At 73.5% G+C, this 22,799-nt stretch carries 22 protein-coding genes and 1 riboswitch; of the genes, 12 read left to right on the plus strand and 10 right to left on the minus strand.

All coding sequences use genetic code 11. From position 1 onward, the window contains the following. The first annotated feature begins 149 nt into the window (after positions 1–149). Positions 150–509 carry a hypothetical protein gene (locus AVW11_RS08800; RefSeq protein ID WP_060178654.1) on the plus strand — a complete coding sequence of 120 codons (360 nt, stop codon included), beginning with the start codon at positions 150–152 and terminating at the stop codon, positions 507–509. A 92-nt stretch (positions 510–601) separates the two neighbouring features. Here AVW11_RS08800 and AVW11_RS08805 read toward each other — a convergent pair whose 3' ends face one another. Next, entirely contained in the window at positions 602–1,513 is a 912-nt protein-coding gene (locus AVW11_RS08805) for a YihY/virulence factor BrkB family protein (RefSeq protein WP_234330980.1), read from the minus strand. A gap of 85 nt (positions 1,514–1,598) precedes the next feature. On the opposite strand from AVW11_RS08805, the gene AVW11_RS08810 reads away from it, so the two are divergent. Then, a complete protein-coding gene (locus AVW11_RS08810; protein WP_324616155.1) occupies positions 1,599–2,156 on the plus strand; it encodes a VanZ family protein in 558 nt (185 codons plus the stop codon). Positions 2,157–2,683: 527 nt separating this feature from the next. Here AVW11_RS08810 and AVW11_RS08815 read toward each other — a convergent pair. Together AVW11_RS08815 and AVW11_RS08820 are read right to left on the minus strand one after the other, a co-directional pair. Beyond that, positions 2,684–3,544, minus strand: a complete 861-nt coding sequence (locus AVW11_RS08815; protein WP_076043730.1) for a DUF1206 domain-containing protein — start codon at positions 3,542–3,544, stop codon at positions 2,684–2,686. A 14-nt stretch (positions 3,545–3,558) separates the two neighbouring features. Beyond that, positions 3,559–4,008 carry an SRPBCC family protein gene (locus AVW11_RS08820; protein ID WP_030844669.1) on the minus strand — a complete coding sequence of 150 codons (450 nt, stop codon included), beginning with the start codon at positions 4,006–4,008 and terminating at the stop codon, positions 3,559–3,561. Between the two features lie 150 nt (positions 4,009–4,158). Between AVW11_RS08820 and AVW11_RS08825 the strand changes: the two genes are divergently transcribed. Then, on the plus strand, positions 4,159–4,566 hold the full coding sequence (locus AVW11_RS08825) for a VOC family protein (RefSeq protein ID WP_076043697.1): 408 nt from the start codon (positions 4,159–4,161) through the stop codon (positions 4,564–4,566). A 486-nt stretch (positions 4,567–5,052) separates the two neighbouring features. Here the strand turns inward: AVW11_RS08825 and AVW11_RS08830 are convergent, their stop codons facing one another. After that, positions 5,053–5,418 carry a PRC-barrel domain-containing protein gene (locus tag AVW11_RS08830; protein WP_107423251.1) on the minus strand — a complete coding sequence of 122 codons (366 nt, stop codon included), beginning with the start codon at positions 5,416–5,418 and terminating at the stop codon, positions 5,053–5,055. 121 nt (positions 5,419–5,539) lie between these two features. Continuing rightward, positions 5,540–5,638, plus strand: a riboswitch (glycine riboswitch). A 195-nt stretch (positions 5,639–5,833) separates the two neighbouring features. Between AVW11_RS08830 and gcvP the strand changes: the two genes are divergently transcribed. Further along, positions 5,834–8,719, plus strand: coding sequence for an aminomethyl-transferring glycine dehydrogenase (gene gcvP / locus AVW11_RS08835; protein WP_030842420.1), 2,886 nt, complete (start codon positions 5,834–5,836; stop codon positions 8,717–8,719). An 89-nt stretch (positions 8,720–8,808) separates the two neighbouring features. On the opposite strand, the gene AVW11_RS08840 is transcribed toward gcvP, so the two are convergent. Together AVW11_RS08840 and AVW11_RS08845 are read right to left on the minus strand one after the other, a co-directional pair. Then, on the minus strand, positions 8,809–8,997 hold the full coding sequence (locus AVW11_RS08840) for a DUF5999 family protein (RefSeq protein WP_030009772.1): 189 nt from the start codon (positions 8,995–8,997) through the stop codon (positions 8,809–8,811). Positions 8,998–9,258: 261 nt separating this feature from the next. After that, the gene (locus AVW11_RS08845; RefSeq protein ID WP_060179384.1) at positions 9,259–9,879 is read right to left on the minus strand and encodes a hypothetical protein; all 621 of its coding nucleotides are present in this window, start codon (positions 9,877–9,879) and stop codon (positions 9,259–9,261) included. A gap of 495 nt (positions 9,880–10,374) precedes the next feature. Between AVW11_RS08845 and AVW11_RS08850 the strand changes: the two genes are divergently transcribed. The 3 genes from AVW11_RS08850 to AVW11_RS08860 all read left to right on the plus strand — a co-directional run bounded on the left by AVW11_RS08850 (position 10,375) and on the right by AVW11_RS08860 (position 13,636). Further along, positions 10,375–11,907 (plus strand): glutamate-cysteine ligase family protein, encoded by a 1,533-nt coding sequence (locus AVW11_RS08850; RefSeq protein ID WP_076043700.1) that lies wholly within the window; start codon positions 10,375–10,377, stop codon positions 11,905–11,907. A 104-nt stretch (positions 11,908–12,011) separates the two neighbouring features. After that, a complete protein-coding gene (locus AVW11_RS08855) occupies positions 12,012–12,833 on the plus strand; it encodes a CPBP family intramembrane glutamic endopeptidase (RefSeq protein ID WP_078093813.1) in 822 nt (273 codons plus the stop codon). Between the two features lie 86 nt (positions 12,834–12,919). After that, positions 12,920–13,636, plus strand: coding sequence for a hypothetical protein (locus tag AVW11_RS08860; protein WP_143568824.1), 717 nt, complete (start codon positions 12,920–12,922; stop codon positions 13,634–13,636). A gap of 181 nt (positions 13,637–13,817) precedes the next feature. Here AVW11_RS08860 and AVW11_RS08865 read toward each other — a convergent pair whose 3' ends face one another. Further along, entirely contained in the window at positions 13,818–14,639 is an 822-nt protein-coding gene (locus tag AVW11_RS08865; RefSeq protein ID WP_076043701.1) for a PhzF family phenazine biosynthesis protein, read from the minus strand. Between the two features lie 181 nt (positions 14,640–14,820). Between AVW11_RS08865 and AVW11_RS08870 the strand changes: the two genes are divergently transcribed. Then, positions 14,821–15,444, plus strand: a complete 624-nt coding sequence (locus AVW11_RS08870; protein WP_076043702.1) for a PadR family transcriptional regulator — start codon at positions 14,821–14,823, stop codon at positions 15,442–15,444. An 88-nt stretch (positions 15,445–15,532) separates the two neighbouring features. Here AVW11_RS08870 and AVW11_RS08875 read toward each other — a convergent pair whose 3' ends face one another. Then, positions 15,533–15,961, minus strand: coding sequence for a type II toxin-antitoxin system Rv0910 family toxin (locus tag AVW11_RS08875; protein WP_030842401.1), 429 nt, complete (start codon positions 15,959–15,961; stop codon positions 15,533–15,535). 172 nt (positions 15,962–16,133) lie between these two features. On the opposite strand from AVW11_RS08875, the gene AVW11_RS08880 reads away from it, so the two are divergent. Together AVW11_RS08880 and AVW11_RS08885 are read left to right on the plus strand one after the other, a co-directional pair. Continuing rightward, a complete protein-coding gene (locus AVW11_RS08880) occupies positions 16,134–17,096 on the plus strand; it encodes an EamA family transporter (protein ID WP_076043703.1) in 963 nt (320 codons plus the stop codon). Between the two features lie 162 nt (positions 17,097–17,258). Beyond that, positions 17,259–18,302: a DMT family transporter gene (locus AVW11_RS08885; RefSeq protein ID WP_079250565.1), complete on the plus strand. Its 1,044-nt coding sequence runs from the start codon at positions 17,259–17,261 to the stop codon at positions 18,300–18,302. On the opposite strand, the gene AVW11_RS08890 is transcribed toward AVW11_RS08885, so the two are convergent. Continuing rightward, entirely contained in the window at positions 18,284–18,982 is a 699-nt protein-coding gene (locus AVW11_RS08890; protein WP_030842389.1) for a pyridoxamine 5'-phosphate oxidase family protein, read from the minus strand. The two genes, AVW11_RS08885 and AVW11_RS08890, sit on opposite strands and share 19 nt — an antisense overlap. A 37-nt stretch (positions 18,983–19,019) precedes the next feature. On the opposite strand from AVW11_RS08890, the gene AVW11_RS08895 reads away from it, so the two are divergent. Beyond that, a complete protein-coding gene (locus tag AVW11_RS08895; RefSeq protein ID WP_076043704.1) occupies positions 19,020–20,354 on the plus strand; it encodes an aminotransferase class I/II-fold pyridoxal phosphate-dependent enzyme in 1,335 nt (444 codons plus the stop codon). A gap of 434 nt (positions 20,355–20,788) precedes the next feature. On the opposite strand, the gene AVW11_RS08900 is transcribed toward AVW11_RS08895, so the two are convergent. Then, positions 20,789–21,799 (minus strand): DMT family transporter, encoded by a 1,011-nt coding sequence (locus AVW11_RS08900; protein ID WP_206281891.1) that lies wholly within the window; start codon positions 21,797–21,799, stop codon positions 20,789–20,791. Positions 21,800–21,873: 74 nt separating this feature from the next. Here AVW11_RS08900 and AVW11_RS08905 point away from each other — a divergent pair, with 74 nt between their 5' ends. Beyond that, on the plus strand, positions 21,874–22,782 hold the full coding sequence (locus AVW11_RS08905; protein ID WP_060179377.1) for a LysR family transcriptional regulator: 909 nt from the start codon (positions 21,874–21,876) through the stop codon (positions 22,780–22,782). The last annotated feature ends 17 nt before the right edge of the window (positions 22,783–22,799 follow it).

The raw sequence follows: 22,799 nt of genomic DNA on the forward strand, positions 1-22,799 counted from the left end.
CGAGTTCGGGCCCACGGCCGTGCCGCGCCCGGGGAGCAGCGCCGTCGTACGGCCCCGTCTCCCCGAACCCGCGCGCGTGATCGGGCCGCTGCCGGGTACCCGCGCAGCAGATATCCGAACGCGGACAACTCCCAGGAGAGGAAAGCCCCATGACGCTGATACCGCACGTGAACGACAAGTCCGTCCCCACCTCGGCGGAGCTCCGCCGACAGGTCGCCCGCGCGACCGACCGGCTGAGGGACACCGCCGTGCACGTCGGGCGGCTCGTCGAGGACAAGACCCCCGACCCCGTTCTGGCCGGGGCGTTGCGGACGGCGACGCGCGTCCGGGACACGGCCGCCCGTGCCGGGCGGCTCGCCGGGCACCGCGACCTCGACTCCGTGCGGGCGAACGCCGGCCGGGCCGCGACCGCGGCGCGGACCCACCGCACCGCGCTGGCCACGGCCGCCGGCGTACTCGCCGCCGCCGCGCTCGCCCGGCGCGCCCGGCGGGCACGGCGCGCGAAGTAGGGCGTCCGAAGCCGGCCCGGCCCGGAGCCGACGCGACCCGGTCCCGGTCGGGCCGGGCCGTGCGCGGCGGCTCCGGGCCGGGCCGCCGACGTTCACCCCCGAGGTCCGGCCGCCGGCCTGCGCGCCCGCTCGGCGTTGAACTGCGCACCCGTCAGCAGGGCCAGGTTCGCGAACCAGAGCCAGATCACGAAGACCACGATCCCGGCCAGCGACCCGTACAGGCGGCCGTACGTGTCCAGTTGCGTGTACAGCGTGAAGAGCCCCGACGCGGCCAGCCACAGCAGCGCCGCCAACACGCCGCCGGGCAGGCCCCGCCGGGTGCCCCGGCTCTGGACCGGGCCGGTCCGGAAGAGGACCAGCACCAGGAGGGTCACGACCACCAGGAGCACGGGCCAGCGCAGCAGCGCGACAGCCTGCGGGCCGCTCCCGCCGACCGCCCGTGCGGCCCACCGGGCCGGCGGCCCGGACAGGACCAGCCCCACCGCGCCGACCACGAGCAGCACCAGCAGCAGCCCCGCGTGGACGAGCAGTGTGTGCGCGGCGCGCAGCGGACGCCGTGTGTCCGGCACCCGGTGCATGGTGTGCAGGGCGCGGCGGAACACCGCCAGGTAGCTGCACGCCGACCACAGCGCGCTCGCCACCCCGCCCAACAGCAGGGCCCACATCGACGACTGCCCCTCCGGGAGGCCGCCCAGCGCCTCGCGGAGCACCTGCGCCGACTGCGGGGGTGCGTACGCGGTCAGGTCCGCGACGAGGCGGTCGCGCCGCGCCCCGCCCAGCAACCCCACGACGGATACGGCGATGACGAGCGCGGGCAGCAGCGCGAGCAGGGCGTAATAGGTGAGGGCAGCCGCGTGGTCGGCCAGGTTGTCCGTCCAGACGCGGACGGCCGTACGCCGCAACTCGGCGCGCGTGCGCGCCGCGAGGGCGGTGGGGGTGGTGGGGGCGACGGCGCAGGAGGGCGGGCCGCCGGGCTGCGATGCGGTGCGGGGGATGTCGGTCACCCCGTGCGCGTGCCCTCTCGGGGACGCGCGCATGCGCCCGCGGGGCAGCCGCGTAGGGGCCCGTCCGCCGGGTACACGCGCCCTCATGACATGGAGCCGCGCGCGACGGCGCGACGCACAACCGCGGGAAGCGGTGCAACCGGCCACGGCAACGGCGGCCAAGACCCGCCCGGCACACCCGGCGGTGCGGGCGCTGGCCATGCTGGCCGCCTTCGCCGGGACCGTCCTGTTCAGCGTGGTCCTGGCCCGGCTGACGCTGGAGCCGTCCGCGGCTTCGGCGGCCCTCGTGCACAGCAACCTCCGGCCGGGCCGCTCGATCGACGCCTACCTGGAGCACGCGCCGGCGCTCGAAGCGGCCCGTCAACTCGGCGGCAACCTGCTGCTCGGCGTGCCGTTCGGCGTGCTCCTGCCCGTCCTGCTGCCCCCCGCACGCGGACTGCTGCGGGTCGCCGCGGTGACCGTGTGCCTGATGACGCTGGTGGAGTTGGTCCAGGGCGCCCTCGTCACCGGACGCGTCTTCGACATCGACGACGTCATCCTCAACACGGCCGGAGCGCTCCTCGGGTACCTCTTCATCGGCCTGCGCCTCGGCCGCGCCGTACACCCGCGCCGCAGGCACTGGTGGCACCGCCGTCCTTCGTGAGGCGTGAGTACGGCCACGGCCGGGTCTGCCACCGGCCGAGGGAGCAGGTGGGAACAAGGGGTACGCCGCCTTCTGCGACGCCGGCCGCTGGTCCTACGACGCGCCGTACTGGCGGGGCCGGCGAGAGCTACCCGCCCACGTTCTTCCGATGCCCGAGCGGCTCGAACTGCCTGCCTGTCCTGCCGGCCACCGGCTGCGCCGCGACCGGGCCGCTGGCGCGGCTCGCGGGCCTCGAACGCGTACCGGCCGTACGCGGCACCTTCACCGTCGGCGACGGCCGGCGCGGGGCCCGCCCGAGGACCTGGCAAGCCCGACGCCCACCCGTTGTCGGCCGGTACGGGCGTCGTCCCTCGGTGAACGAACCGACAGCATCACGCGGCTGTCCCCGGACGGGAGATGGACGCCACTGCGGGGATTCGGCTCCGCCGCGGCGGGTCTCCCCCTTGAGCACCGGAGCCGTCCCGCCCCACCCGCCCCGTAGGACCGGAGGCAAGGGTTCACACCCCGCGCCCCGAATCCCCGCGCCCTCACACCTCGCGCCACCGGGCCATCGCCCAGGAGAACGCCCCGAAGAGGACGAGCCCCACGGCGACCGCGACCAGCAGCCACGGACCCGCCGGTGTCCCGGCGAACGTCCTCAGGGTGTCGTCGAGCCCCTTGGCCTGCCCGGGGTCGTAGCGCAGCGCCGCGTACACGACGAAGCCGCCGGCCGCCGCGAACACGGCCCCGCGGGCCAGCCCGCCGGTCACCCCGAGGAAGTCGACCGCCTTCCGCCAGCCTCGCGAGGCACCTCCCATCGCGAGGTGCTCGCGGAAGCGGCACCGTGCCGCCTGTACCGCGATGACCACGCCCGCGATGGCGATCCCGACGCCGACGGCACCCACCAGCCACTGGCCGGCGGGCAGACCGAGCGACTTCGCGGTCATGTCACGCGACTGCTCGTCCCCGGAGCTCCCGCCGCCGCCCGAGGCGAACACGAGGACGGAGAAGGCCGCCACCGCATAGAACACGCACCGGCCCGCCGAGGCCAGGCGTTTGGCGGGCTTGTCGCCGTCCGGACCGGCCGCGCCGAACACCGCCTCCGACAGCCGCCACAGCACCATGCACACGAGGCCGATGCCGACGGCCCAGATGAGGACCGAGCCGAAGGGCTGGTCCGCCAGCTCCTGGAGGGCACCCTGCCGGTCGGCCTCCCGGTCGCCGCCGCCGAAGGCGACGCGGACGGCCAGCACCCCGATCAGCGCGTACAGCACCCCGCGCGCCACCAGCCCGGACCGGGCGGTGACCTCCCGCAGCGTGCCGCCGCGCGACGCGGCCCGGGCGCCCTTGCGCGCGGTCTCCCCGCTCACCCCGCTCACCCCGCCGCCCACCCCGCTCACCCCGTTCATCCGGCCCATCGCGATCAGACCTCGCCGCGCCAGGCGCCCGTCTCGACCCCGCGGGACTCGATGAACAGCTTGAACCGCTTCAGGTCACCGCCCACCTGGCGCTTGACGAAGCCGAGCTTGTCGGCTGCGGCCTCGGCGATGCCGTCGGGCACCCAGTTCATCTGCAGGACGACCTTGGTGGTGGTCGCGTCGATCGGCTGGAAGGTGACGAGGCCGGCCTGGCGGGCCTCACCGTCGACCGTCATCCACGCGACGCGCCGGTCCGGGAGCTGCTCGGTGATCTGCGCGTCGAACTCGCGCCGGACCCCGTTCACGTTCGTCACCCAGTGGGTGAGCGTGTCACTGCGCTGCTCGATGCGCTCGACCCCCTCCATGAAGGCGGGGAAGTCCTCGAACTGCGTCCACTGGTTGTAGGCCGTGCGTACCGGGACGTTGACCTCGACATACTCCTCGACGTGCGACATGCGCACTCCTTCCGCGTCATCGGCGATCCCGCACCCCCGAGGTGCGGGGCGTCCGTCTGGACGTCTCGAGGCGCGGCTACCCGGACCTCCGCACGGCATGCGACCCGTACGGCGCGTGTACGGCCGACGACGCAGGGCACACGCGGGTGCATGACCGTAGTGAAGACAAGCGTCATCGTCCTGGACTGCGCGGACCCCGAGCCTCTGGCCCGCTTCTACGCTGACCTGCTCGGCGCGACGGCGGGCCCCGCCGCCGACGACGGCGACCTGTTCCTCGTCACGGGCCGCGCCGGCGTGCTGCTCGGCATCCGCCGCGACCCGCAGCACACACCGCCGACCTGGCCGCTGCCGGAGGGGAGCCAGCAGGTCCACCTGCGGATCCTGGTGGCGCAGGACTCCCTCGACGAGGCCGAGCGCGAGGCCGTCGCCCTCGGGGCGCGGCCGGTGGCGGCGGAGGAGGACGGCACCCGCCCGGACAAACGCACGACCCTGCGCCGCTACGCGGACCCGGCGGGCCACGCGTTCGTCCTCGCGTCCGTCCGGTCGGCCGGCGGCTGACCGCTCAAGGACGCGCTCCGCCGAAGGCGGCGCCGCAGGTCGGGGCGGCCGAGCCGGCCCGGACCTGACCCGGCTGCCGCCGCGGGGGGAAACCGGGCGCGCCCGCCTGGGCGGAGGCCCCGAACCGATGGCCGCGGCAGCAAGGGCTCGCGGTCGGCGAGCTGTTCGGGGCGGACGCCTCGGGCCGTCCGCTGCCGCAGCTCGGGCGCCGCGCGCCGCCCCGCCGATCCGCATTCCTATGCCCCCGCGGACCGCGGGGGCGCCTCCACCACCCGCGGGCGCGGGCGGTCTAGTGCTGTGGCCGGAAAGGTGTGCCGGGGCGCGGCGTCCGGTGCGGTGCATCGCAAGGCGGAGGGCCGCGGCTCGTACTGGACGTACGTGCGCGGTCCGACAACGCGGCGAGGTGCCGTGCCGGGCGTCGCGACCCGGTGAACCCTGCCGGTCACAGCACTAGGGAGGCGGCCGGTCCGGGAACAGCGCCGGGGGTCAGCCCTCGTCGCCCGCCAGGTGGCCGAAGTCGCGGTGGAAGTCGGAGGGAAGGGTCGTGTCCAGGCCGTAGTGGTGGTAGAGCTGGAGTTCCTGCTCGGGAGAGAGGTGGCGGCCGACGCCGAAATCCGGTGCGTCCTTGATGAGGGAGCGTTCGAAGGGCACCCGCAGGGTCTCGCCGACCATCTCGCTCGGCTCCAGCGGGACGAAGGCGTCCCGGCTGAACAGGCCGGTGCGGACGGCGGCCCACTCCGGGACGCCCGTGGCATCGTCGAGGTAGACCTCGTCGATGGTGCCGATCTTGGCACCGTTGCGGTCGAATGCCTTGCGGCCGATCAGGCTGCGCGGATCGATGTCGGTCTGCACGGTCCCTCCAAATGGTCGCAACTGTCGCAACTGCTCCGTAGTGACAACAGAAGAGCATTTCCGCAGAGGAGGCCACTCGGGGAGCCTCTTGAACCCCGCTGGTAGTCTGGGTGACGGCTGTCGACCCTGTGCGGGAGAGTCCTCCGAGTGAGCAAGACGGAGGCGCCGAAGGAGCAAATCCTCCCCGGAATCTCTCAGGCATACGTACCGCACGGACGAGGCCACTCTGGAAAGCAGGGCGGGTACCGGGCGCGCAGTGCCGGTCCCCCTCCTCACCGACGGTGAAAGCCGGATCTCTCGGGAGACCCCCGTGACTCCGGTGAAACTCTCAGGTGCAGATGACAGAGGGGGAGGCCGTCCGGGTGCCCGCGCCGTGGTGCCCCTCGCAGGTCATATGACCAGGAGGCCTCCGTACATGACCGCCAACCGCATTCCGCTCTCCCAGCTGGAGCGAGGCATCCCCTTCGAACAGCGCCACATCGGCCCGGATGCCGAGGCGCAGGCGAAGATGCTCGCCCAGGTGGGCTACGGCTCCCTGGACGAACTGACCGCCGCCGCGGTCCCGGATGTGATCAAGACCGCCGACGCGCTCGCCCTGCCCGAGGCGCGGACCGAGGCCGAGGTGCTCGCCGAGCTGCGCTCGCTCGCCGACCGCAACCAGGTCCTCACCTCCATGATCGGCCTCGGCTACTACGGGACCTTCACCCCGCCGGTGATCCTCCGCAACGTCATGGAGAACCCGGCCTGGTACACGGCGTACACGCCCTACCAGCCGGAGATCTCGCAGGGCCGCCTCGAGGCCCTCCTGAACTTCCAGACCGTGGTCGCCGACCTCACCGGCCTGCCGACCTCGGGCGCCTCGCTGCTCGACGAGGGCACCGCGGCCGCCGAGGCCATGACCCTGGCCCGCCGCGTGGGCAAGGTCAAGGGCAACGTCTTCCTCGTCGACGCCGACGCCCTGCCGCAGACCGTCGCCGTCATCGAGACCCGCGCCGAGCCGATCGGCATCGAGGTCGTCGTCGCCGACCTCTCCGACGGCATCCCCGCCGAGATCGCCGAGCGCGGCGTCTACGGCGTACTGATCCAGTACCCGGGTGCCTCGGGCGCCGTCCGGGACATCAAGCCGGTCATCGACCAGGCGCACGAGCTCGGCGCCATCGTCACCGTCTCGGCCGACCTGCTCGCCCTGACCCTGCTGACGTCCCCGGGCGCCCTCGGTGCGGACATCGCGGTCGGCACCACCCAGCGCTTCGGCGTCCCGATGGGCTTCGGCGGACCGCACGCCGGCTACATGGCCGTCCAGGACAAGCACGCCCGCTCGCTGCCCGGCCGCCTCGTCGGCGTCTCGGTAGACGCGGACGGCAACAAGGCGTACCGCCTGGCGCTGCAGACCCGCGAGCAGCACATCCGCCGTGAGAAGGCCACCAGCAACATTTGCACCGCGCAGGTGCTGCTCGCCGTCATGGCCGGCATGTACGCCGTCTACCACGGCCCGGACGGCCTGCGCACGATCGCGCGCCGCACCCACCGCTACGCGACGCTGCTCGCCGCCGGTCTGCGGGCCGGCGGGGTCGAGACCGTGCACGGCTCCTACTTCGACACGATCACGGTCCGCGTCCCCGGCCGTGCGGCCGAGGTCGTCGCCGCCGCCCGCGAGGGCGGGGTCAACCTGCACCGCGTCGACGCCGACCTCGTCTCCATCAGCTGCGACGAGACCACCCTGCGCGCCGACATCGAGGCCGTGTGGGCCGCCTTCGGCGTCACCGCGGACATCGAGGCGCTCGACGAGGCCACGGCCGACACGCTGCCCGAGGCCCTGCTGCGCTCGGACGCCTACCTGACCCACCCGGTCTTCCACCAGCACCGCTCCGAGACCGCGATGCTGCGCTACCTGCGCAAGCTCTCGGACAAGGACTACGCGCTGGACCGCGGCATGATCCCGCTGGGCTCCTGCACCATGAAGCTCAACGCGACCACCGAGATGGAGCCGGTGACCTGGCCCGAGTTCGGCCAGCTGCACCCCTTCGCCCCGGTGGAGCAGGCCGAGGGCTACCTCACGCTCATCAACGAGCTGGAGGAACGTCTCTGCGAGGTCACCGGCTACGACAAGGTCTCCATCCAGCCGAACGCCGGCTCCCAGGGTGAGCTCGCCGGCCTGCTGGCCGTGCGCGCCTACCACCGCGCGAACGGCGACGAGCAGCGCACCATCTGCCTCATCCCGTCCTCCGCGCACGGCACCAACGCCGCCAGCGCCGTGATGGCCGGCATGAAGGTCGTCGTCGTCAAGACCGCCGACGACGGCGAGGTGGACGCGGACGACCTGCGCGCCAAGATCGAGCAGTACCGCGACGAGCTCGCCGTGCTGATGATCACCTACCCCTCCACGCACGGTGTGTTCGAGGAGCACGTCGCCGACATCTGCGCCCAGGTGCACGAGGCCGGCGGCCAGGTCTACGTCGACGGTGCCAACCTGAACGCCCTGGTGGGCCTGGCCAAGCCGGGTCACTTCGGCGGCGACGTCTCGCACCTGAACCTGCACAAGACCTTCTGCATCCCGCACGGCGGCGGCGGTCCGGGCGTCGGCCCGGTCGGTGTCCGGGCGCACCTGGCCCCGTACCTGCCGAACCACCCGCTGCAGCCGACGGCCGGCCCCGAGACGGGCGTCGGCCCGATCTCGGCCGCGCCGTGGGGCTCGGCCGGCATCCTGCCGATCTCCTGGTCCTACGTGCGCCTCATGGGCGGCGAGGGCCTCAAGCGCGCCACCCAGGTGGCGGTGCTCGGCGCCAACTACATCGCCAAGCGCCTGGAGCCCCACTACCCGGTGCTCTACACCGGCCCGGGCAACCTGGTCGCGCACGAGTGCATCATCGACCTGCGCCCGCTGTCGAAGGCGACGGGCGTCAGCGTGGACGACATCGCCAAGCGCCTGATCGACTACGGCTTCCACGCGCCGACGATGTCCTTCCCGGTGGCCGGCACGCTCATGATCGAGCCGACGGAGTCCGAGGACCTCGCCGAGATCGACCGCTTCTGCGACGCGATGATCGCCATCCGCGGCGAGATCGAGCGGGTCGCGGGCGGCGAGTGGCCGGCGGACGACAACCCGCTGGCCAACGCCCCGCACACGGCGGCTTCGCTGGGCGGCGAGTGGAACCACCCGTACACCCGCGACGAGGCCGTCTTCCCCGGCGGCGTCACGGCCGCCGAGAAGTACTGGCCGCCGGTGCGCCGCATCGACGGTGCGTTCGGCGACCGGAACCTGGTGTGCTCCTGCCCGCCGCTGGACGAGTACGACAACTGAGGCGCCCGCCTGTGACGGCCGCCGCGTGACGTGACGAAGGGGCCGACCGGGAGACTCTCCCGGTCGGCCCCTTCGCCGTACGACGTCGGCTACGCCGCCGCGAGCGGGCGGTGCGGAGCGATGATCTGCCCGTCCGGCAGCAGCTCACCGGTGTCCTCGAAGAGCAGGACGCCGTTGCACAGCAGGCTCCAGCCCTGTTCCGGGTGGTTGGCCACCGGGCGAGCGGCCTCCCGGTCGGCGGATTCGGCAGACGGGCAGGCTGGCTGGTGCTGGCACATGGATGCGTTCTTTCGCTGCGGTGTGGTCTGTGTGCTACGGCTCGTTACCTGATTCATGGCCGTCCCCCTGGGTCATCCCCGCAGCCGCGGGGCGCTTGCCATCAGTGTTCCCCCACGACAGCCGCTTCGCAGGGATTTCCCGGCAGCTGTCCTCATGGATTGATGACGCATCACTCGTGCGGGCGGTTCAGGCCAACTACCCTGTCATTTCGGATGGTTCGCGGGTGGCCCGGCCGGACTAGGCCGAATGGGCGAATCAGGTCAGGCGGCGGGCGCGGCCAGCGACGGCGGGACCGGCGCCGTCGCGGGCGTGAGCCGGTGGGTCAGCACGGGCAGGAGCTCGGAGACCGGATGCGGCCGGTACGCGGCGATGCCGGGCGGGGCCGGGGCCAGCGGCACCAGCAGGTCCTCGCCGGCGGGCAGTCCGGCGGCGGCGTCCGCGCCCACCGCCCCGTGCAGCCACAGCGTCAGCATGTAGAGCTCCGGTACGGACAGCAGCCGCGGCTGGTAGCCGGTGGCGAGCAGTTCGGCCTGGCGCAGGGCGCGCTCGGTGGCGGCGACGTAGGGGCCCTCGAAGAAGTGGGAGAAGGCCCAGCCGTCGGGCGTCAGCCGGGTGTCGGCCGCCGCGACGTGGCGGTCCCCGCTGCGGATCAGGAACCGCCAGCCGACCAGGCGCGTCCGGGGCGGCCGGCCGGCGGACGCGAGGTCCGAGAGGTTCAGCCGGTCCAGGACGTGGACCGGCAGGGGGAGTTCGGCGGTCAGCGGCCCCTGGATGGAGCGCAGGGCCGGAGTGTGCGCCTCGTGGACGGCGGTGGGGGAACCGAGTGCCGCGAGGACGCTGCGCAGGGCGGGAGCGGGAGCCGGGGGGACATGCAGCGGCATGGTGGGTCGCCTCTCACTTGGGAGACCTGTGGAACGGGGGCAGGTGCGGGACGGCGCTGTCGCATTCTGGGGCCAGAGGGGGGCCGAGGGGCAATGGCCGCGCGCCAACTCTCTGCCTCGTTTGCGGAGTTTATACGACATGTGTTCACGCAGTGTTTCGGCTAGCTGTCCCGCCTATTGCCGACAAGGCGCTTACCGGTCCCGCTGACATGGCATTCATGCCGGATGTGCGCGAACGTGCCGCGCTGACCTCGGAGGTTACCGGAAGGGGGCTCGGCTGGAAAGCACCTGTTTTCGGGAGCGGGCAAATGTCAAGATGAATTTGCATGAGGCGACTTGCCAGGTGAATGTGCCGAAGCGCCCTTCGGCCAACCCGGCGCGCGCTCCTCGCCACGCACGCCCCCTCCGCGTTATGGATCACGATGCCGGGGCATCATCGACCGTAACGCGCGCCTGGGTGCCCCGGGCCAGGCCCACTCGAGGAGGGACGCTTCGATGGGGGAGAAGGTCGTGGCGGGCGGATTCGACCTGTCCGATCGGCAGCGGTATCGAAGGAAACTCCACGAGTGTCTGGAGGGACTGGAGCGACTTCTGGCGGAGAAGAGGTTCGATCGTCCGAAGAACATGATGGGGCTGGAGATCGAGTTGAATCTCGCGGGAACCGACGGGTTGCCGCGCATGGTGAATGCCCAGGTGCTGGAGCGGATTGCCAGCCCTGATTTCCAGACCGAGCTGGGAATGTTCAATCTGGAGGTGAACGTTCTGCCGCACCGGCTCGACGGCCGGGTATTCGACCGGCTCGCCGAGGAACTCAGCGCGGGGCTGGGATACGCGCACCGGCAGGCCGCGGAGATCGACGCCGGAGTGGTGATGATCGGCATCCTGCCGACGATCTCCCGGGCGGACCTGGTCACCGCGAACCTCTCGGCGGTGGACCGCTACTCGCTGCTGAACGAGCAGATCCTCATGATGCGCGGGGAGGACTTCACCCTCGACATCGACGGCGTCGAGCGGCTGACCTGGACCTCCGGGTCGATCGTGCCCGAGGCCGCCTGCACCTCCGTACAACTGCACCTCCAGGTGACGCCGGCCCGGTTCTCGGCCGTGTGGAACGCGGCGCAGGCGGTGACCGCCGCGCAGATAGCCGTGGGCGCCAACTCGCCCTTCCTGTTCGGGCGGGAGCTGTGGCGGGAGTCGCGGCCGCCGCTGTTCACGCAGGCCACCGACACCCGGCCGCCGGAGCTCCAGGCCCAGGGCGTGCGGCCGCGCACCTGGTTCGGCGAGCGGTGGGTGGACTCCGCGTACGAGCTCTTCGCCGAGAACGTCCGCTACTTCCCCGCCCTGCTGCCGATATGCGACGAGGAGGAGCCCCTGCGGGTCCTGGCCGAGGGCGGCGTGCCGAGCCTGCAGGAGCTGGTCCTGCACAACGGCACCGTCTACCGCTGGAACCGGCCCGTGTACGGGGTGGCGGGCGGGGTGCCGCACCTGCGGGTGGAGAACCGGGTGCTGCCGGCGGGGCCGACGGTCACCGACGTCGTCGCCAACGCCGCCTTCTACTACGGGCTCGTACGCACGCTCGCGGACGAAGCGCGCCCGGTGTGGACCCGGCTGCCCTTCGCCGAGGCGGAGGCCAACTTCGACGCGGCCTGCCGGTACGGGATCGACGCCCGGCTGCGGTGGCCGCGCCGGGGCCGGGCCGGCGGCCTGGTCAGCGTGCCGGCGGTACGGCTGGTCCTGGACGAGCTGCTGCCGATGGCGGCGGCCGGCCTGGACGCCTGGGGCATCGAGCCCGCGGACCGGGACCACTACCTCGGCATCATCGAGGAGCGCTGCCGGCGGCGCGTGAACGGTGCCACATGGCAGGTCGACACCTACCACCGGGCCCTCGCGGCGGGGCTGGAGCGGGAGGCGGCGCTGGCCGCGACCACCCGGCGCTACAGCGAACTCATGCACAAGGGCGACCCCGTGCACACCTGGCCCGTGGGGCTGACGGAGGAGGCGGGCGCGGCGGTGCCCGTCGCGCGCTGAGCCGCCGCGCAGCCGCCGGCCGCCTCCCGCGCCGCCTCCCGCGCCCCCCTCCCTCGGTGATCGTCCGCCCTGCCGACGAGGCAGTATGGGGTGGTCGCAACGGGATGGCAGGACGGGAGTCGGGCGTGCGGGCTGAGCCGGAGCCGGTGTTCGTGGAACTGGGCGAGGACGGGCGGCGGGACCTCCTGCGCACCGAGACCCTGCTCGTCCTGGCGTTGTCGCTGGGCGCGAGCGGGGTCTCGGCGCTGATCAGCTTCATCGGATCGCTGACCAGGCCGGGCGGTCTGAAGGACCAGGCCGCCACGCTCAACGGCTCCTACGCACCCGGCCGGCCGTGGCTGGACCTCGCGTGGCAGCTGTTCGGCATCGCGAGCGCGCTGGTCCCCGTGCTGCTGGTGGCGCACCTGCTCACCCGCGAGGGTGCCCCCGGGCTGCGGGTGCTGGGCTTCGACCGGACCCGGCCGCTGTGGGACCTGGGCCGGGGCGCCCTCGTCGCGGCGGGGATCGGGAGCGCGGGACTGGCCTTCTACCTGGGAGCGCGGGCCGCCGGCTTCAACCTCACGGTGGTGCCGGAGGCCCTGCCCGACGTGTGGTGGAAGTTCCCCGTGCTGATCCTGTCCGCCATCCAGAACGCGGTGGTGGAAGAGGTGATCGTGCTGGCCTACCTGCTGCGCCGGCTCGGCCAGCTCGGCTGGTCGCCGATGGCGGCGCTGGCCGCCAGCTCGCTGCTGCGCGGCTCCTACCACCTCTACCAGGGCATCGGCGGCTTCATCGGCAACGTGGTGATGGGCGCCGTGTTCGTGCTGGCCTACCGCCGCTGGGGGCGCGTAGGGCCGCTCGTCGCCGCGCACGCGCTGCTCGACATCGTGGCGTTCGGCGGGTACGCCCTGCTCGCGGGCAAGGTGGGCTGGCTGCCCACGCCGTAGACGCGGCGGCCCACCCGATCGGCCGCGCAGGGCGGGGCCGCTGTCCGCCGTGGTGCGACGCTGGGGGGAGTGAGGAGGCACGCGCGGTGGCTGTCATGGACTCCCTGGCGTCGTTCGCCCCGTTCTTCGTGCCCGTCATCAGCGGGCTGGTGGGCGGAGCCAGCCTCCTCATCCGGGACCGCCGCGAGGCGCGCAGCGCCGACCACAAATACCGCAGACGGCTGGAGAAGGCCCACCTGGAGATCCAGTTCATCACCGGATGGATCCAGGCCAAGGAACTGGCCCCGACCGACGGCCCCGCCCCCGACCCGGAACCGGGGCGCTGGCTGGACGAGTGCTACGCCTCCGTGCGCCGGGCCCACAACGACGTCGGCGGCCGGCAGCGGACGGGGCCCGTCTCGCTGCGGCGCCTGCTGCTGCTGGGCGAGGTGGCGGGCCCGGCCAGGAACATGCGCGTGGCGTACTGGATCTCCCTCGCCCTGTTCAACCTGGCGCTCGCATGGTGGGTGAACGCGCTCGTCTCCGGCGTACCCGGCTTCATGCACGAGGCGGGCGTCCCCGAGTCCGAGGAAGTCGGCTCCTACCTTCTGACGGCGGTCGTCCTCTTCGCGGTGTCGGCCGTCCTGTGGCTGTGGACCGTGCGTCTGGGCGCGGCCGAGCCGGGACAGGTCCATCGCAAGCGCATCGACTCCGAGGCCTGGGAGCGCACCGAGCAAGAGCGGCGGGCCGCGGCGCGGGCGAAGGCGCAGGCGAAGACCCGGGCGCAGGCGGCCCGCGGGGAGCGGGACGGGCCGACGGGCTGACCCCGCACCTCGTGTCCGCCCCTCGTGTCCGCCCCGCGCCGCGCGCATCCCGTGGCGTCCGACCCGCGCCCCTTGCGTGCAGCCTTTTTGCGGGCGCCCCCTTGCGTCCGCCCTCGCCTCCGGGCCCCTGCCGTGCGACCGCGCCCGCGCCCGCCCGTGCTCGCTTCTCAGCCCCGTCCGCTCACGGGGCCGTCAGGAGCTCCCCGTCGACGACGGTGACGGCGTGTCCGGTGAGCAGGGTGCGGTCACCCGCCAGGGTCACCCGTACGAGCCCCTGCCGGGCGCCGCCCTGGAGGCCGGTCAGTTCGGTGCGGCCAAGCCGCTGCGCCCAGAACGGGGCGAGCGCGGTGTGGGCGCTGCCCGTGACCGGGTCCTCGTCGATCCCGAAGGCCGGGAAGAAGCCCCGGGAGACGAAGTCGTAGCCGCTGGCGGGGTCCTCGGCGGCGGCGGTGACGATCACTCCCCGCTTGGCGAAGGCGCGCAGGGCGGCGTGGTCCGGCTCCAGCTCGCGGACGGTCTTCTCGTCGGCGAGTTCGATGACCAGGTCGCCGATGTGCGCGGCGGTGTCGTGGACGGAGAGGATCGGCGCGCCGCCGAGCGCGTGGTCCACGGCGGGCGGCGCGGGGACCGGGGTCAGTGAGGACGTCGGGAAGTCCATCGTGATCGTGCCGTCCGCGGCGGTCTCGGCGGTCAGGACGCCGCAGCGGGCGGAGAAGCGGATCAGCCCCTCGGCCAGCCCGTCGGCGGCCAGCACGTGCGCCGTGGCGAGGGTGGCGTGGCCGCACATGTCGACCTCGGCGGCCGGGGTGAACCAGCGCAGCGCCCAGTCGGCGTCCCCGCCGGGCGGCAGGGGATGGGCGAAGGCGGTCTCGGAGAGGTTCACCTCGGACGCCACCTGCTGGAGCCAGGCGTCCGGCGGGAACCCGCCCTCGAGGAGCAGGACTCCGGCGGGGTTGCCGCGGAAGGGGCGGTCGGTGAAGGCGTCGACGATTCGGATGCGCATGGAGCGACGTTAGGACGGTTCCTTGATCGTCGACAAAGGCCAATCCGGGGTGACTGGCCTTCTTGGGACCGCTCGGTGAAATAGTTTCCGATATATCGTTGACGGATCGCGATCGTTCATTGAGAGTGGATACATCGGAGAACCGGTGAAACGGACACCACGTGACGAGAGGAGCGCAGCCATGCGTTCACACGGACAGCACGGACAGCACGGCCACGGGCACGAGCACGGACGGGGCCACGGCCACTGCGGACCGGACCGTCGGGAGGGGTTCCAGGGATTCCGCGCGGCCTTCGGCCCGTTCGGACCCCCCTTCGGCGCGGGGCCCTTCGGCGGCCGCGGCGGCCGCGGAGGGCCGCGGGGCCGGGCGCGGCGCGGTGACGTGCGCGCCTCGATCCTGGCGCTGCTCGCCGACCGGCCGATGCACGGCTACGAGATGATCCAGGAGATCGGCGAGCGCAGCGGCGGGGCGTGGAAGCCCAGCCCGGGCTCGGTCTACCCCACCCTGAACCTGCTGGAGGACGAGGGGCTCATCAGCAGCGAGAGCGAGGGCGGCAAGAAGCTGTTCACGCTCACCGAGGCCGGCCGCGCCGAGGCCGAGTCCGGGCCGGACGCCCCCTGGGAGGACGCCGGGCGGGGCTTCGACTTCGAGGCGGCGCACGAGGCCCGGCAGGCCGCCGCCGGCCTGATGGAGGCCTTCGGGCAGGTCTTCCGGACCGGCTCGCCCGAGCAGCGGGAGAAGGCGCTCGCGGTGCTGGGCGACGCCCGCAAGAAGCTCTACCTGATCCTGGCCGACGAGCACTGAGCCCGGCGGCCGTACGTACGGCTGCGCGCCCCGCGGCCTCTCGTCGCGGGGCGCGCCGCCCTTCGGGCGCCGGTGGCAGCGGGCCGGGTCAGGTGACCAGGCCGGCGAGCTTGCGCAGCGATTCGTTCAGGGCGGCGGTGGCCGAGTCCTTCAGCTTGCCCGCCATGAGGGAGACGGCGGCCCCGGTGAACTCGCCGTCGATGCGGACGGTCGTGGCGCCGCCGTCCGGCGTCAGGGTGTAGCGGGTGAGGACGGCGACGCCCATCGGGCCCTTGCCGGTGATGGCGAAGAGGCGTTCGTCCTCCAGCTCCGAGACGGTCCAGACGACCTCTGCCGGAAAGCCCATCATCTTCATGTTCTCGGCGAAGGTCGCGCCGACCGCCAGGGCCTGCGGCCCGCCCTGCGGGAAGTTCGTGTGGGTCATGCTCCACTGCCCGTACGCGTCCCAGTCCGTCAGCTGGGACCAGAGCTGCGCGGCGGACGCCTCGATGCGTGATTGCGCGGTGACTTCAGCCATGCGACCACCCCTTCTCGTCGGGTTCGTGCGGCGGAAGGTAGCCCCGGCGACCGGAACATTCAATACTGACGACCTGTCAGATCCGGTGGGGGCGGGAGGGGCGTGATCTCAGGTCTGTCTCAACAGGTGTCACCGCAGTGACGCTCCTGACCGACCCTGTCATGATGGCCGGATGCAAGCGTCAGGGAAAAACGCCGGACTGGGCCTCGCCCTCGTCTCGGCGTTCGCGTTCGGTGGTTCCGGAGTGGCTGCGAAGCCGCTGATCGAGGCGGGTCTGGATCCCCTCCACATGGTCTGGCTCAGGGTGGCCGGCGCAGCGCTCGTGCTGTCCCCGCTGGCCTGGCGCCACCGCGACCTCCTCCTGCGCAGGCCGGCGCTGCTCGCCGGCTTCGGCCTGGTCGCCGTCGCCGGCGTGCAGGCCTTCTACTTCGCCTCCCTGTCGCGGATCCCGGTGGGCGTGGCCCTGCTGCTGGAATACCTGGGCCCCGCGCTGCTGCTCGGCTACATCCGCTTCGTGCAGCGCAAGCCCGTGACCCGCGGTGCCGCCGCCGGTGCGGCCGTGGCCGTCGTCGGCCTGGCCTGCGTGGTCGAGATCTGGGCCGGACTGAGCCTGGACCCGCTCGGTGTGCTCTTCGGCCTCGCCGCGGCCTGCTGCCAGGCCTTCTACTTCGTCTTCGCCGACCAGGGCGCCGACGGAGAGGACGCCCCCGACCCGCTCGGCGTGATCGCCTACGGGATGCTCATCGGCGCGCTGGTGATGACCGTGCTCGCCCGGCCGTGGGAGATCGACTGGCAGGTGCTCGGCGGGGAGGCCTCCGTCGGCGGGACGATGGTGCCCGCGCCGGTGCTGCTCGGCTGGGTCGTGCTCGTCGCGACCGTCTTCGCGTACGTGACCGGAGTGGTGTCGGTGCGCAGGCTCTCGCCGCAGGTCGCAGGTGTGGTGGCCTTCCTGGAGGCCGTCGTGGCCACCGTGCTGGCCTGGATCCTGCTCGGCGAGTACCTCTCGACCTGGCAGATCGTCGGCGGCGCCCTGGTGCTGGGCGGTGCCTTCATCGCGCAGTCCTCCCGGCCCGCCCCGCAGCCCGCGGGCGAACCGGTCCCGGTGGACCGCGAACCCACCAAAGCCCCGCTGTAGGGTGGCGGGCATGCATGCGACCGTGCTTCCGCCTCCCGCGTCCTAGCGGGCGGCGCCTCCACATCCGACGACCCGGCCCGGGGAGCACCCAGGGCGGGTCGGTGCTGCCCGCGAAGCGATGACCCGATCCCCTCATCCTTCACGCACGCGCGGAGAACACACGTGTCGAACCACTCGCCCGCTGCCGGGCGCAGCCTGCTGTACCTCGTCGTCGCCGGAGCCGCCTGGGGCACCGCCGGGGCGGCCGCCTCCCTCCTCTTCCTGGCCAGTGACCTCGGCCCGCTCGCGCTGTCGTTCTGGCGGTGCGCGGGCGGGCTCGTGGTGCTCCTCGGGGTGCTCGCCGCACGGCGGGCCCACGCCGGGCGCGGCCGCGCCCGGCCCGCGGCGGCCTCGACTGCGGCGGGGACGCCGTCGGCGGGTTCGCTGATCGCCACCGGGCTGTTGTTCACCCTCTTCCAGGCCGCCTACTTCGCCGCCGTGCGCGAGACCGGGCTGGCCGTCGGCACCGTGGTCACGCTCGGCGCCGGGCCCGTGCTCATCGCGCTCGGCGCGCGCTCCTGGATGGGCGAACGCCTCGGCCGCGGCGGCGCCGTCGCCGTCGTGGGAGCGCTCGCCGGCCTCGCCGTCCTGGTGCTGGGCAGCGGCGGCGCCGAGGTGCGCCCGCTCGGCGTCGGCTGGGCGCTGCTGTCGGCCGGAGGCTACGCCGCGATGACCCTGCGGGCCCGCCGGCTCGGGCAGCGCGGGGAGGCAGGGGACCCCCTGGTGACCACTGCCTGGTCCGTCGCGGTGGGCGCGGTGTGCCTGCTGCCGCTCGCCGCCGCGGAGGGCCTGCTGCCGCACACCGCGGACCTGGCGCGGGTGCTGTGGCTGCTGGTGTACGTCGCCACCGTGCCGACGGCGCTGGCGTACGCGCTCTACTTCACGGGCGCCGCGGCCGTGCGCGCCGCGACCGTTTCGGTGATCATGCTGATCGAGCCGGTGAGCGCGGCGGCGATCGCCGTCCTCGTCCTCGGGGAGCGGCTGACCGGCGCCGTGGTGCTGGGCACCGTACTGCTGCTCACCGCGGTCGGTGCGCTGATCGTCGCGGAGTCCCGCCGTCCGGCGGACCGGCCCGCACGGGCCGCCGCAACCGGGGGACCCGGGGGGCCCGGGGGACCTGACGGACCCGCCGCCGTGCGGCCGGCTTCTCAGAGCGCGGCGAGGTAGTCCGGGAGGGCGATGGCGGGGTCCAGGTCGGCGGCGGGCACGGGGGTCCCGTACGCCGTGCCGACCGGGACCACGCCCGCCCAGTGCGGCAGGCCCAGGTCCTCGGCGTCGTCGTTCGACGGTCCCGTGCGGAGCTTCGCGGACACCTCGTCCAGGTCCACCCGGATCACCGCCGTCGCGGCGAGCTCCTTGGCGTTGGCCGGCCGCACGTCGCGCGAGCGGCCCGGGGCGACGGCGTCGATCATGGCATCCAGGGCCGTGCGGCACTCCTCCTCGTCGGTCACCTGGTAGGCGGTGCCGTGGACGACCACGGAGCGGTAGTTGAGCGAGTGGTGGAAGGCCGAACGGGCCAGCACCAGGCCGTCGACGTGGGTGACGGTGACGCAGACGGGCAGGCCGGGGTCGGTGCGGCCGGCCGCGAGCAGCGGGCGGGACCCGGTGGAGCCGTGCATGTAGAGCGCTTCCCCGACCCGGGCGAACAGCGTCGGCAGGACCACCGGCGCGCCGTCGCGGACGTAGCCGAGGTGGCAGATGAAAGCCCCGTCGAGTATCGAGTGCACCGTCTCGCGGTCGTAGCGCGCCCGGTCGCGGGAGCGGGTGGGGACCGTGCGGGCGGTCGGCTCGTACGCACCGGTCGTCCCGGTGCTGTCCGTCGTCTCCGTGGCAGGCGTGGCGGTCATGGCGCGGACTCCATTGCACTAGTGCATAATATTGTTTGTGCTAGGAGAGTATCGGATCACAGGGCGTCGCACATCTGAAATCGCGGCCAGCGTCGAGGCGGGCGTGGCGTCGGGCGGGCTGCCGCCCGGATCGCTGCTGCCGCCGATGCGGGAGCTGGCGGGTGTGCTGGGCGTCAATCCCAATACCGTGGCGGCCGCCTACAGGACCCTACGCGAGCGCGGGGTCATCGAAACCGACGGGCGGCGCGGGAGCCGTGTGCGCTCCCGCCCGGCGAGCACTCCGCGGGACGCGCTGCGGATGGTGGTGCCGGCGGGCGTGCGGGACGTCGCGGAGGGCAATCCGGACGTGTCGCTGCTTCCCGCGCTGGAAGGGGCGCTGGCCGCGGCCGCCCGACGCCACCGGCAGGCGCCGACCCTGTACGGCGCGGACCCGGTCGCGCCCGACCTGGCGCGGATCGCCCGCGCCGACTTCGACGCCGACGGCGTGCCGCCGGGACCGGTCGCGGTGACCTCGGGTGCGCTGGACGCCATCGAGCGGGTCCTGGCCGCCCACCTGAGGCCCGGTGACGCGGTCGCGGTCGAGGACCCGGGGTGGGGCGGCTCGCTCGACCTGGTTCCGGCCCTCGGGCTGCGGGTGCTGCCGGTGGCGGTGGACGACGACGGGCCGCGGACCGACGACGTCGCCCGGGCCCTCGACGCGGGCGCGCGAGCGCTGGTGGTGACCTCCCGGGCGCAGAACCCGACCGGCGCGGCGGTCGGCGCGCAGCGGGCGGGGGAGCTGCGGGAACTCCTGGGGCGGCGCCCTGACGTGCTGCTGATCGAGGACGACCACGGGCACGGCATCGTCGACCTGCCGGTGTACCCGCTGGGCGGCGTGACCCGGCACTGGGTGATGATCCGCTCCACCGCCAAGGCGTACGGGCCCGACCTGCGGCTCGCCGTCCTGACGGGCGACGAGGTGACCCTGGACCGGGTGCGGGGACGCCAGCGGCTGGGCCCGGGGTGGGTGAGCCGGCTGCTCCAGTACGCGGTGGTGGAGCTGTGGGCCTCGCGGGCCGTGGACCGGGCCGCGGTCGCGCGGTCCTACGGGGAGCGGCGGGACGCGCTGGTCGAGGCCCTCCGGGAGCGCGGAGTGCGGGCGCACGGGCGGACCGGGCTGAACGTGTGGGTGCCGGTGGCCGACGAGACGGTGGTGGTGACGAGGCTGCTCGCCGCGGGGTGGGCGGTGGCGCCAGGGGCCATCTTCCGCGTGGAGGCGGGACCGGGGGTGCGGGTGACGGTGTCCCGGCTGGGGGTGGCGGAGATGCCGGTGCTGGCCGACGCCGTGGCCGCGGCGGTCCGGGCCGGCGTGCCGGGCGGGCGCAACGACTGACCGGGAGTTCCCGCGCAACGACCGACGGGGGAGTTCCGGCGCAACGACCGACGGGGAGTTCCTGCGCAACGACCGACCGGGAGGCCCGCGCAGGGACCGAACCGGAGTGCCGGCGGCGGGCGGGGGCGCCGGTCGGGGCCGTGCCCGCCGCCCCGGTGGTCCTGCCGACAGGACCACCGGGCGCGCGGGCTCAGAGTGACCCGAGCAGGCCGCCCAGGGTGAAGACGAGCCCGCCCAGCGAGAGCACCGAGGCAGGAACCGGTAGAAAGTGGTGGATGCCACCCGCGCCCCCGGGCCGAGATCACCCCGGGCGTGCCTCGCGAGCTCGGTGTTGGCGGCCGACCGGCGCGCCAGCGCGTCGGCGGCGCCCCGGATGTTCAGCGCCACCCAGGTCCCCGCGACGACAGAACGCACGGAGGCTGACAGGCGCCGCCTCAGGCCGGCTTGCGGGGGCCGGGGCGGGTCTGGGTGAGGGCGGCGCCCGCCAGGACGATCGCGGCCCCGACCGGGGTGTTCCAGTGCAGTTGCTCGCCGAGGACCAGCACGCCGGCCGTCGTGGCGATGACGGGGATGAAGTAGGTGACCATCTGGGCGGTGGTCGGGCCGACCTCCGTCACCAGGCCGTACTGCATCTGCAGGGCCATGCCGGTGCCGAGCGCCCCCAGCGCGATCACCGACAGGGTCGGCCAGAGCGGGAACGAGGCCGGGGCCGAGGTGAACAGGGCGCTGACCAGCGTGAGCTGGAGGGTGGAGACCATGAGCTGCCCGCCGGTGAGGGCCACCGGGGACCCGGGGGTGCCGGCCAGCGTGCGCCGGACGTAGATCCAGCCGATGGGGTAGCACAGCGAGGCCAGCAGGGCGAACGCGGTGCCCTTGGCGTCGACCCCGGAGAAGCCGTGCCAGGCGCCGAGCACGGTCAGCACGCCGAGGAAGCCGAGGCCCAGGCCGGCGAAGCGGCGGCGCGTCGGGCGGTCCTCGGAGAGGGCGATCAGCGAGAGCGCCATGCCCCACAGCGGGGACGTGGCGTTGCAGATGCCGGCCAGGCTGGAGGGGATGGTCAGCTCCGCGTACGCGAAGAGCGAGAACGGTGCCGTGTTGAGCAGGAGCGCCGCCACGGTGAGGTGGCCCCAGGTGCGCAGGCCCCGGGGCAGCCGCTCACGCCGGACCAGCAGTACGGCCAGGAGGGCGAGCGCACCGAACAGGACCCGGCCCAGGGCCACCTGGAAGGGCGCGTACGCCTCGGTGCCGACCTTGATCAACAGGAAGCTGAAGCCCCAGACCACCGAGAGGATCGCGAACCGCACGCGCCAGTCGAGGAGACCGCGCCGACGGGTCGCGGTGGCCGTGGCCGCGGACGTCGCCGTGGCATTCGTCGTGGCCGTGGCCGTGGCGGGGGCGCCGGACGGCGGTTCGGTGGTCGGCCGGGGGGCTGCGGGTGCGCTCATGGCCTTTACTGTGCTCGTATCAACTTCGTAGGACAAGCGAGAGTTTCTCCTGGCGACGGCGTAGCATCGCTTACATGTTGAATCTGGAGCGCCTGCGCACCCTCGACGCCCTCGCCCGCCACGGCTCGGTCAGCGGCGCGGCCGACGGGCTCCACGTCACCACCTCCGCCGTGTCCCAGCAGATGGCCAAGCTGGAACGCGAGGTCGGCCAGCCGCTGCTGGCGAAGAACGGCCGCGGGGTCCGCCTCACCGACGCGGGGCGACTCCTCGCCGACCACGCGGCCCGGATCATCTCCCAGGTGGAGCAGGCCCAGGCCGACGTCGAGGCCCAGCGCGGGTGCGCCGTCGGTGAACTGCGCATCGGGGCCTTCCCGACCGCCATGCGCGGGCTGCTGCCCCAGGCCCTGACCGCACTGCGCACCGGCCACCCGGACCTGCGGGTCCGGGTGCGCGAGCAGGAACCCGAGGAGAGCATGGCGGCCGTCGTGCGCGGCGACCTCGACATGGCGCTCGCGATCGATTGGCACAACAAGCGGATGCCGGTGCCCGCCGAGCTCACCCGGACGCACCTGCTGGACGACTCCGTCGACATCGCGGTCCCGGCCGGCCACCGGCTGGCGGACCGCGCCGCGATCTCCCTCGCCGAGTTCGCGGACGACGAATGGATCTCCTGGAACGAGGGCCAGTTCTGCCACGAGTGGCTGGTCTTCACCCTGCGCGGGACGGGGATCGAGCCGCGCATCGCGCACATCGCCGAGGAGCACCACACCCAGCTGGCCTTCGTGGAATCCGGGCTCGGGGTGTGCGTCGCGCCGAGGCTGGGCCGGGGCCCGGTGCCGCCCGGGGTGCGGCTGCTGCCCGTCTCCGACTCCGTACGCCGCCACGTGTACGCGGTCTGGCGCGCGGACGCCGACCGCCGGCCCTCCATCCGGGCCGCGGTCGACGCCCTGCGGGCGACGGCCGCCGAACTCCAGCAGGCGTAGCGCCGCCGGATCCGGCA

This window comes from Streptomyces amritsarensis (assembly GCF_001953875.1).
GTDB classification, from domain to species: domain Bacteria; phylum Actinomycetota; class Actinomycetes; order Streptomycetales; family Streptomycetaceae; genus Streptomyces; species Streptomyces amritsarensis.

Coding starts and splice junctions, on each gene's coding strand:
- AVW11_RS08800 (WP_060178654.1), top strand. CDS start 150: ATGACGCTGATACCGCACGTGAACGACAAGTCCGTCCCCACCTCGGCG.
- AVW11_RS08810 (WP_324616155.1), top strand. CDS start 1,599: ATGACATGGAGCCGCGCGCGACGGCGCGACGCACAACCGCGGGAAGCG.
- AVW11_RS08815 (WP_076043730.1), bottom strand. CDS start 3,544: ATGAACGGGGTGAGCGGGGTGGGCGGCGGGGTGAGCGGGGTGAGCGGG.
- AVW11_RS08820 (WP_030844669.1), bottom strand. CDS start 4,008: ATGTCGCACGTCGAGGAGTATGTCGAGGTCAACGTCCCGGTACGCACG.
- AVW11_RS08825 (WP_076043697.1), top strand. CDS start 4,159: ATGACCGTAGTGAAGACAAGCGTCATCGTCCTGGACTGCGCGGACCCC.
- gcvP (WP_030842420.1), top strand. CDS start 5,834: ATGACCGCCAACCGCATTCCGCTCTCCCAGCTGGAGCGAGGCATCCCC.
- AVW11_RS08840 (WP_030009772.1), bottom strand. CDS start 8,997: ATGTGCCAGCACCAGCCAGCCTGCCCGTCTGCCGAATCCGCCGACCGG.
- AVW11_RS08845 (WP_060179384.1), bottom strand. CDS start 9,879: ATGCCGCTGCATGTCCCCCCGGCTCCCGCTCCCGCCCTGCGCAGCGTC.
- AVW11_RS08850 (WP_076043700.1), top strand. CDS start 10,375: ATGGGGGAGAAGGTCGTGGCGGGCGGATTCGACCTGTCCGATCGGCAG.
- AVW11_RS08855 (WP_078093813.1), top strand. CDS start 12,012: ATGGCAGGACGGGAGTCGGGCGTGCGGGCTGAGCCGGAGCCGGTGTTC.
- AVW11_RS08865 (WP_076043701.1), bottom strand. CDS start 14,639: ATGCGCATCCGAATCGTCGACGCCTTCACCGACCGCCCCTTCCGCGGC.
- AVW11_RS08870 (WP_076043702.1), top strand. CDS start 14,821: ATGCGTTCACACGGACAGCACGGACAGCACGGCCACGGGCACGAGCAC.
- AVW11_RS08875 (WP_030842401.1), bottom strand. CDS start 15,961: ATGGCTGAAGTCACCGCGCAATCACGCATCGAGGCGTCCGCCGCGCAG.
- AVW11_RS08880 (WP_076043703.1), top strand. CDS start 16,134: ATGCAAGCGTCAGGGAAAAACGCCGGACTGGGCCTCGCCCTCGTCTCG.
- AVW11_RS08890 (WP_030842389.1), bottom strand. CDS start 18,982: ATGACCGCCACGCCTGCCACGGAGACGACGGACAGCACCGGGACGACC.
- AVW11_RS08900 (WP_206281891.1), bottom strand. CDS start 21,799: ATGAGCGCACCCGCAGCCCCCCGGCCGACCACCGAACCGCCGTCCGGC.
- AVW11_RS08905 (WP_060179377.1), top strand. CDS start 21,874: ATGTTGAATCTGGAGCGCCTGCGCACCCTCGACGCCCTCGCCCGCCAC.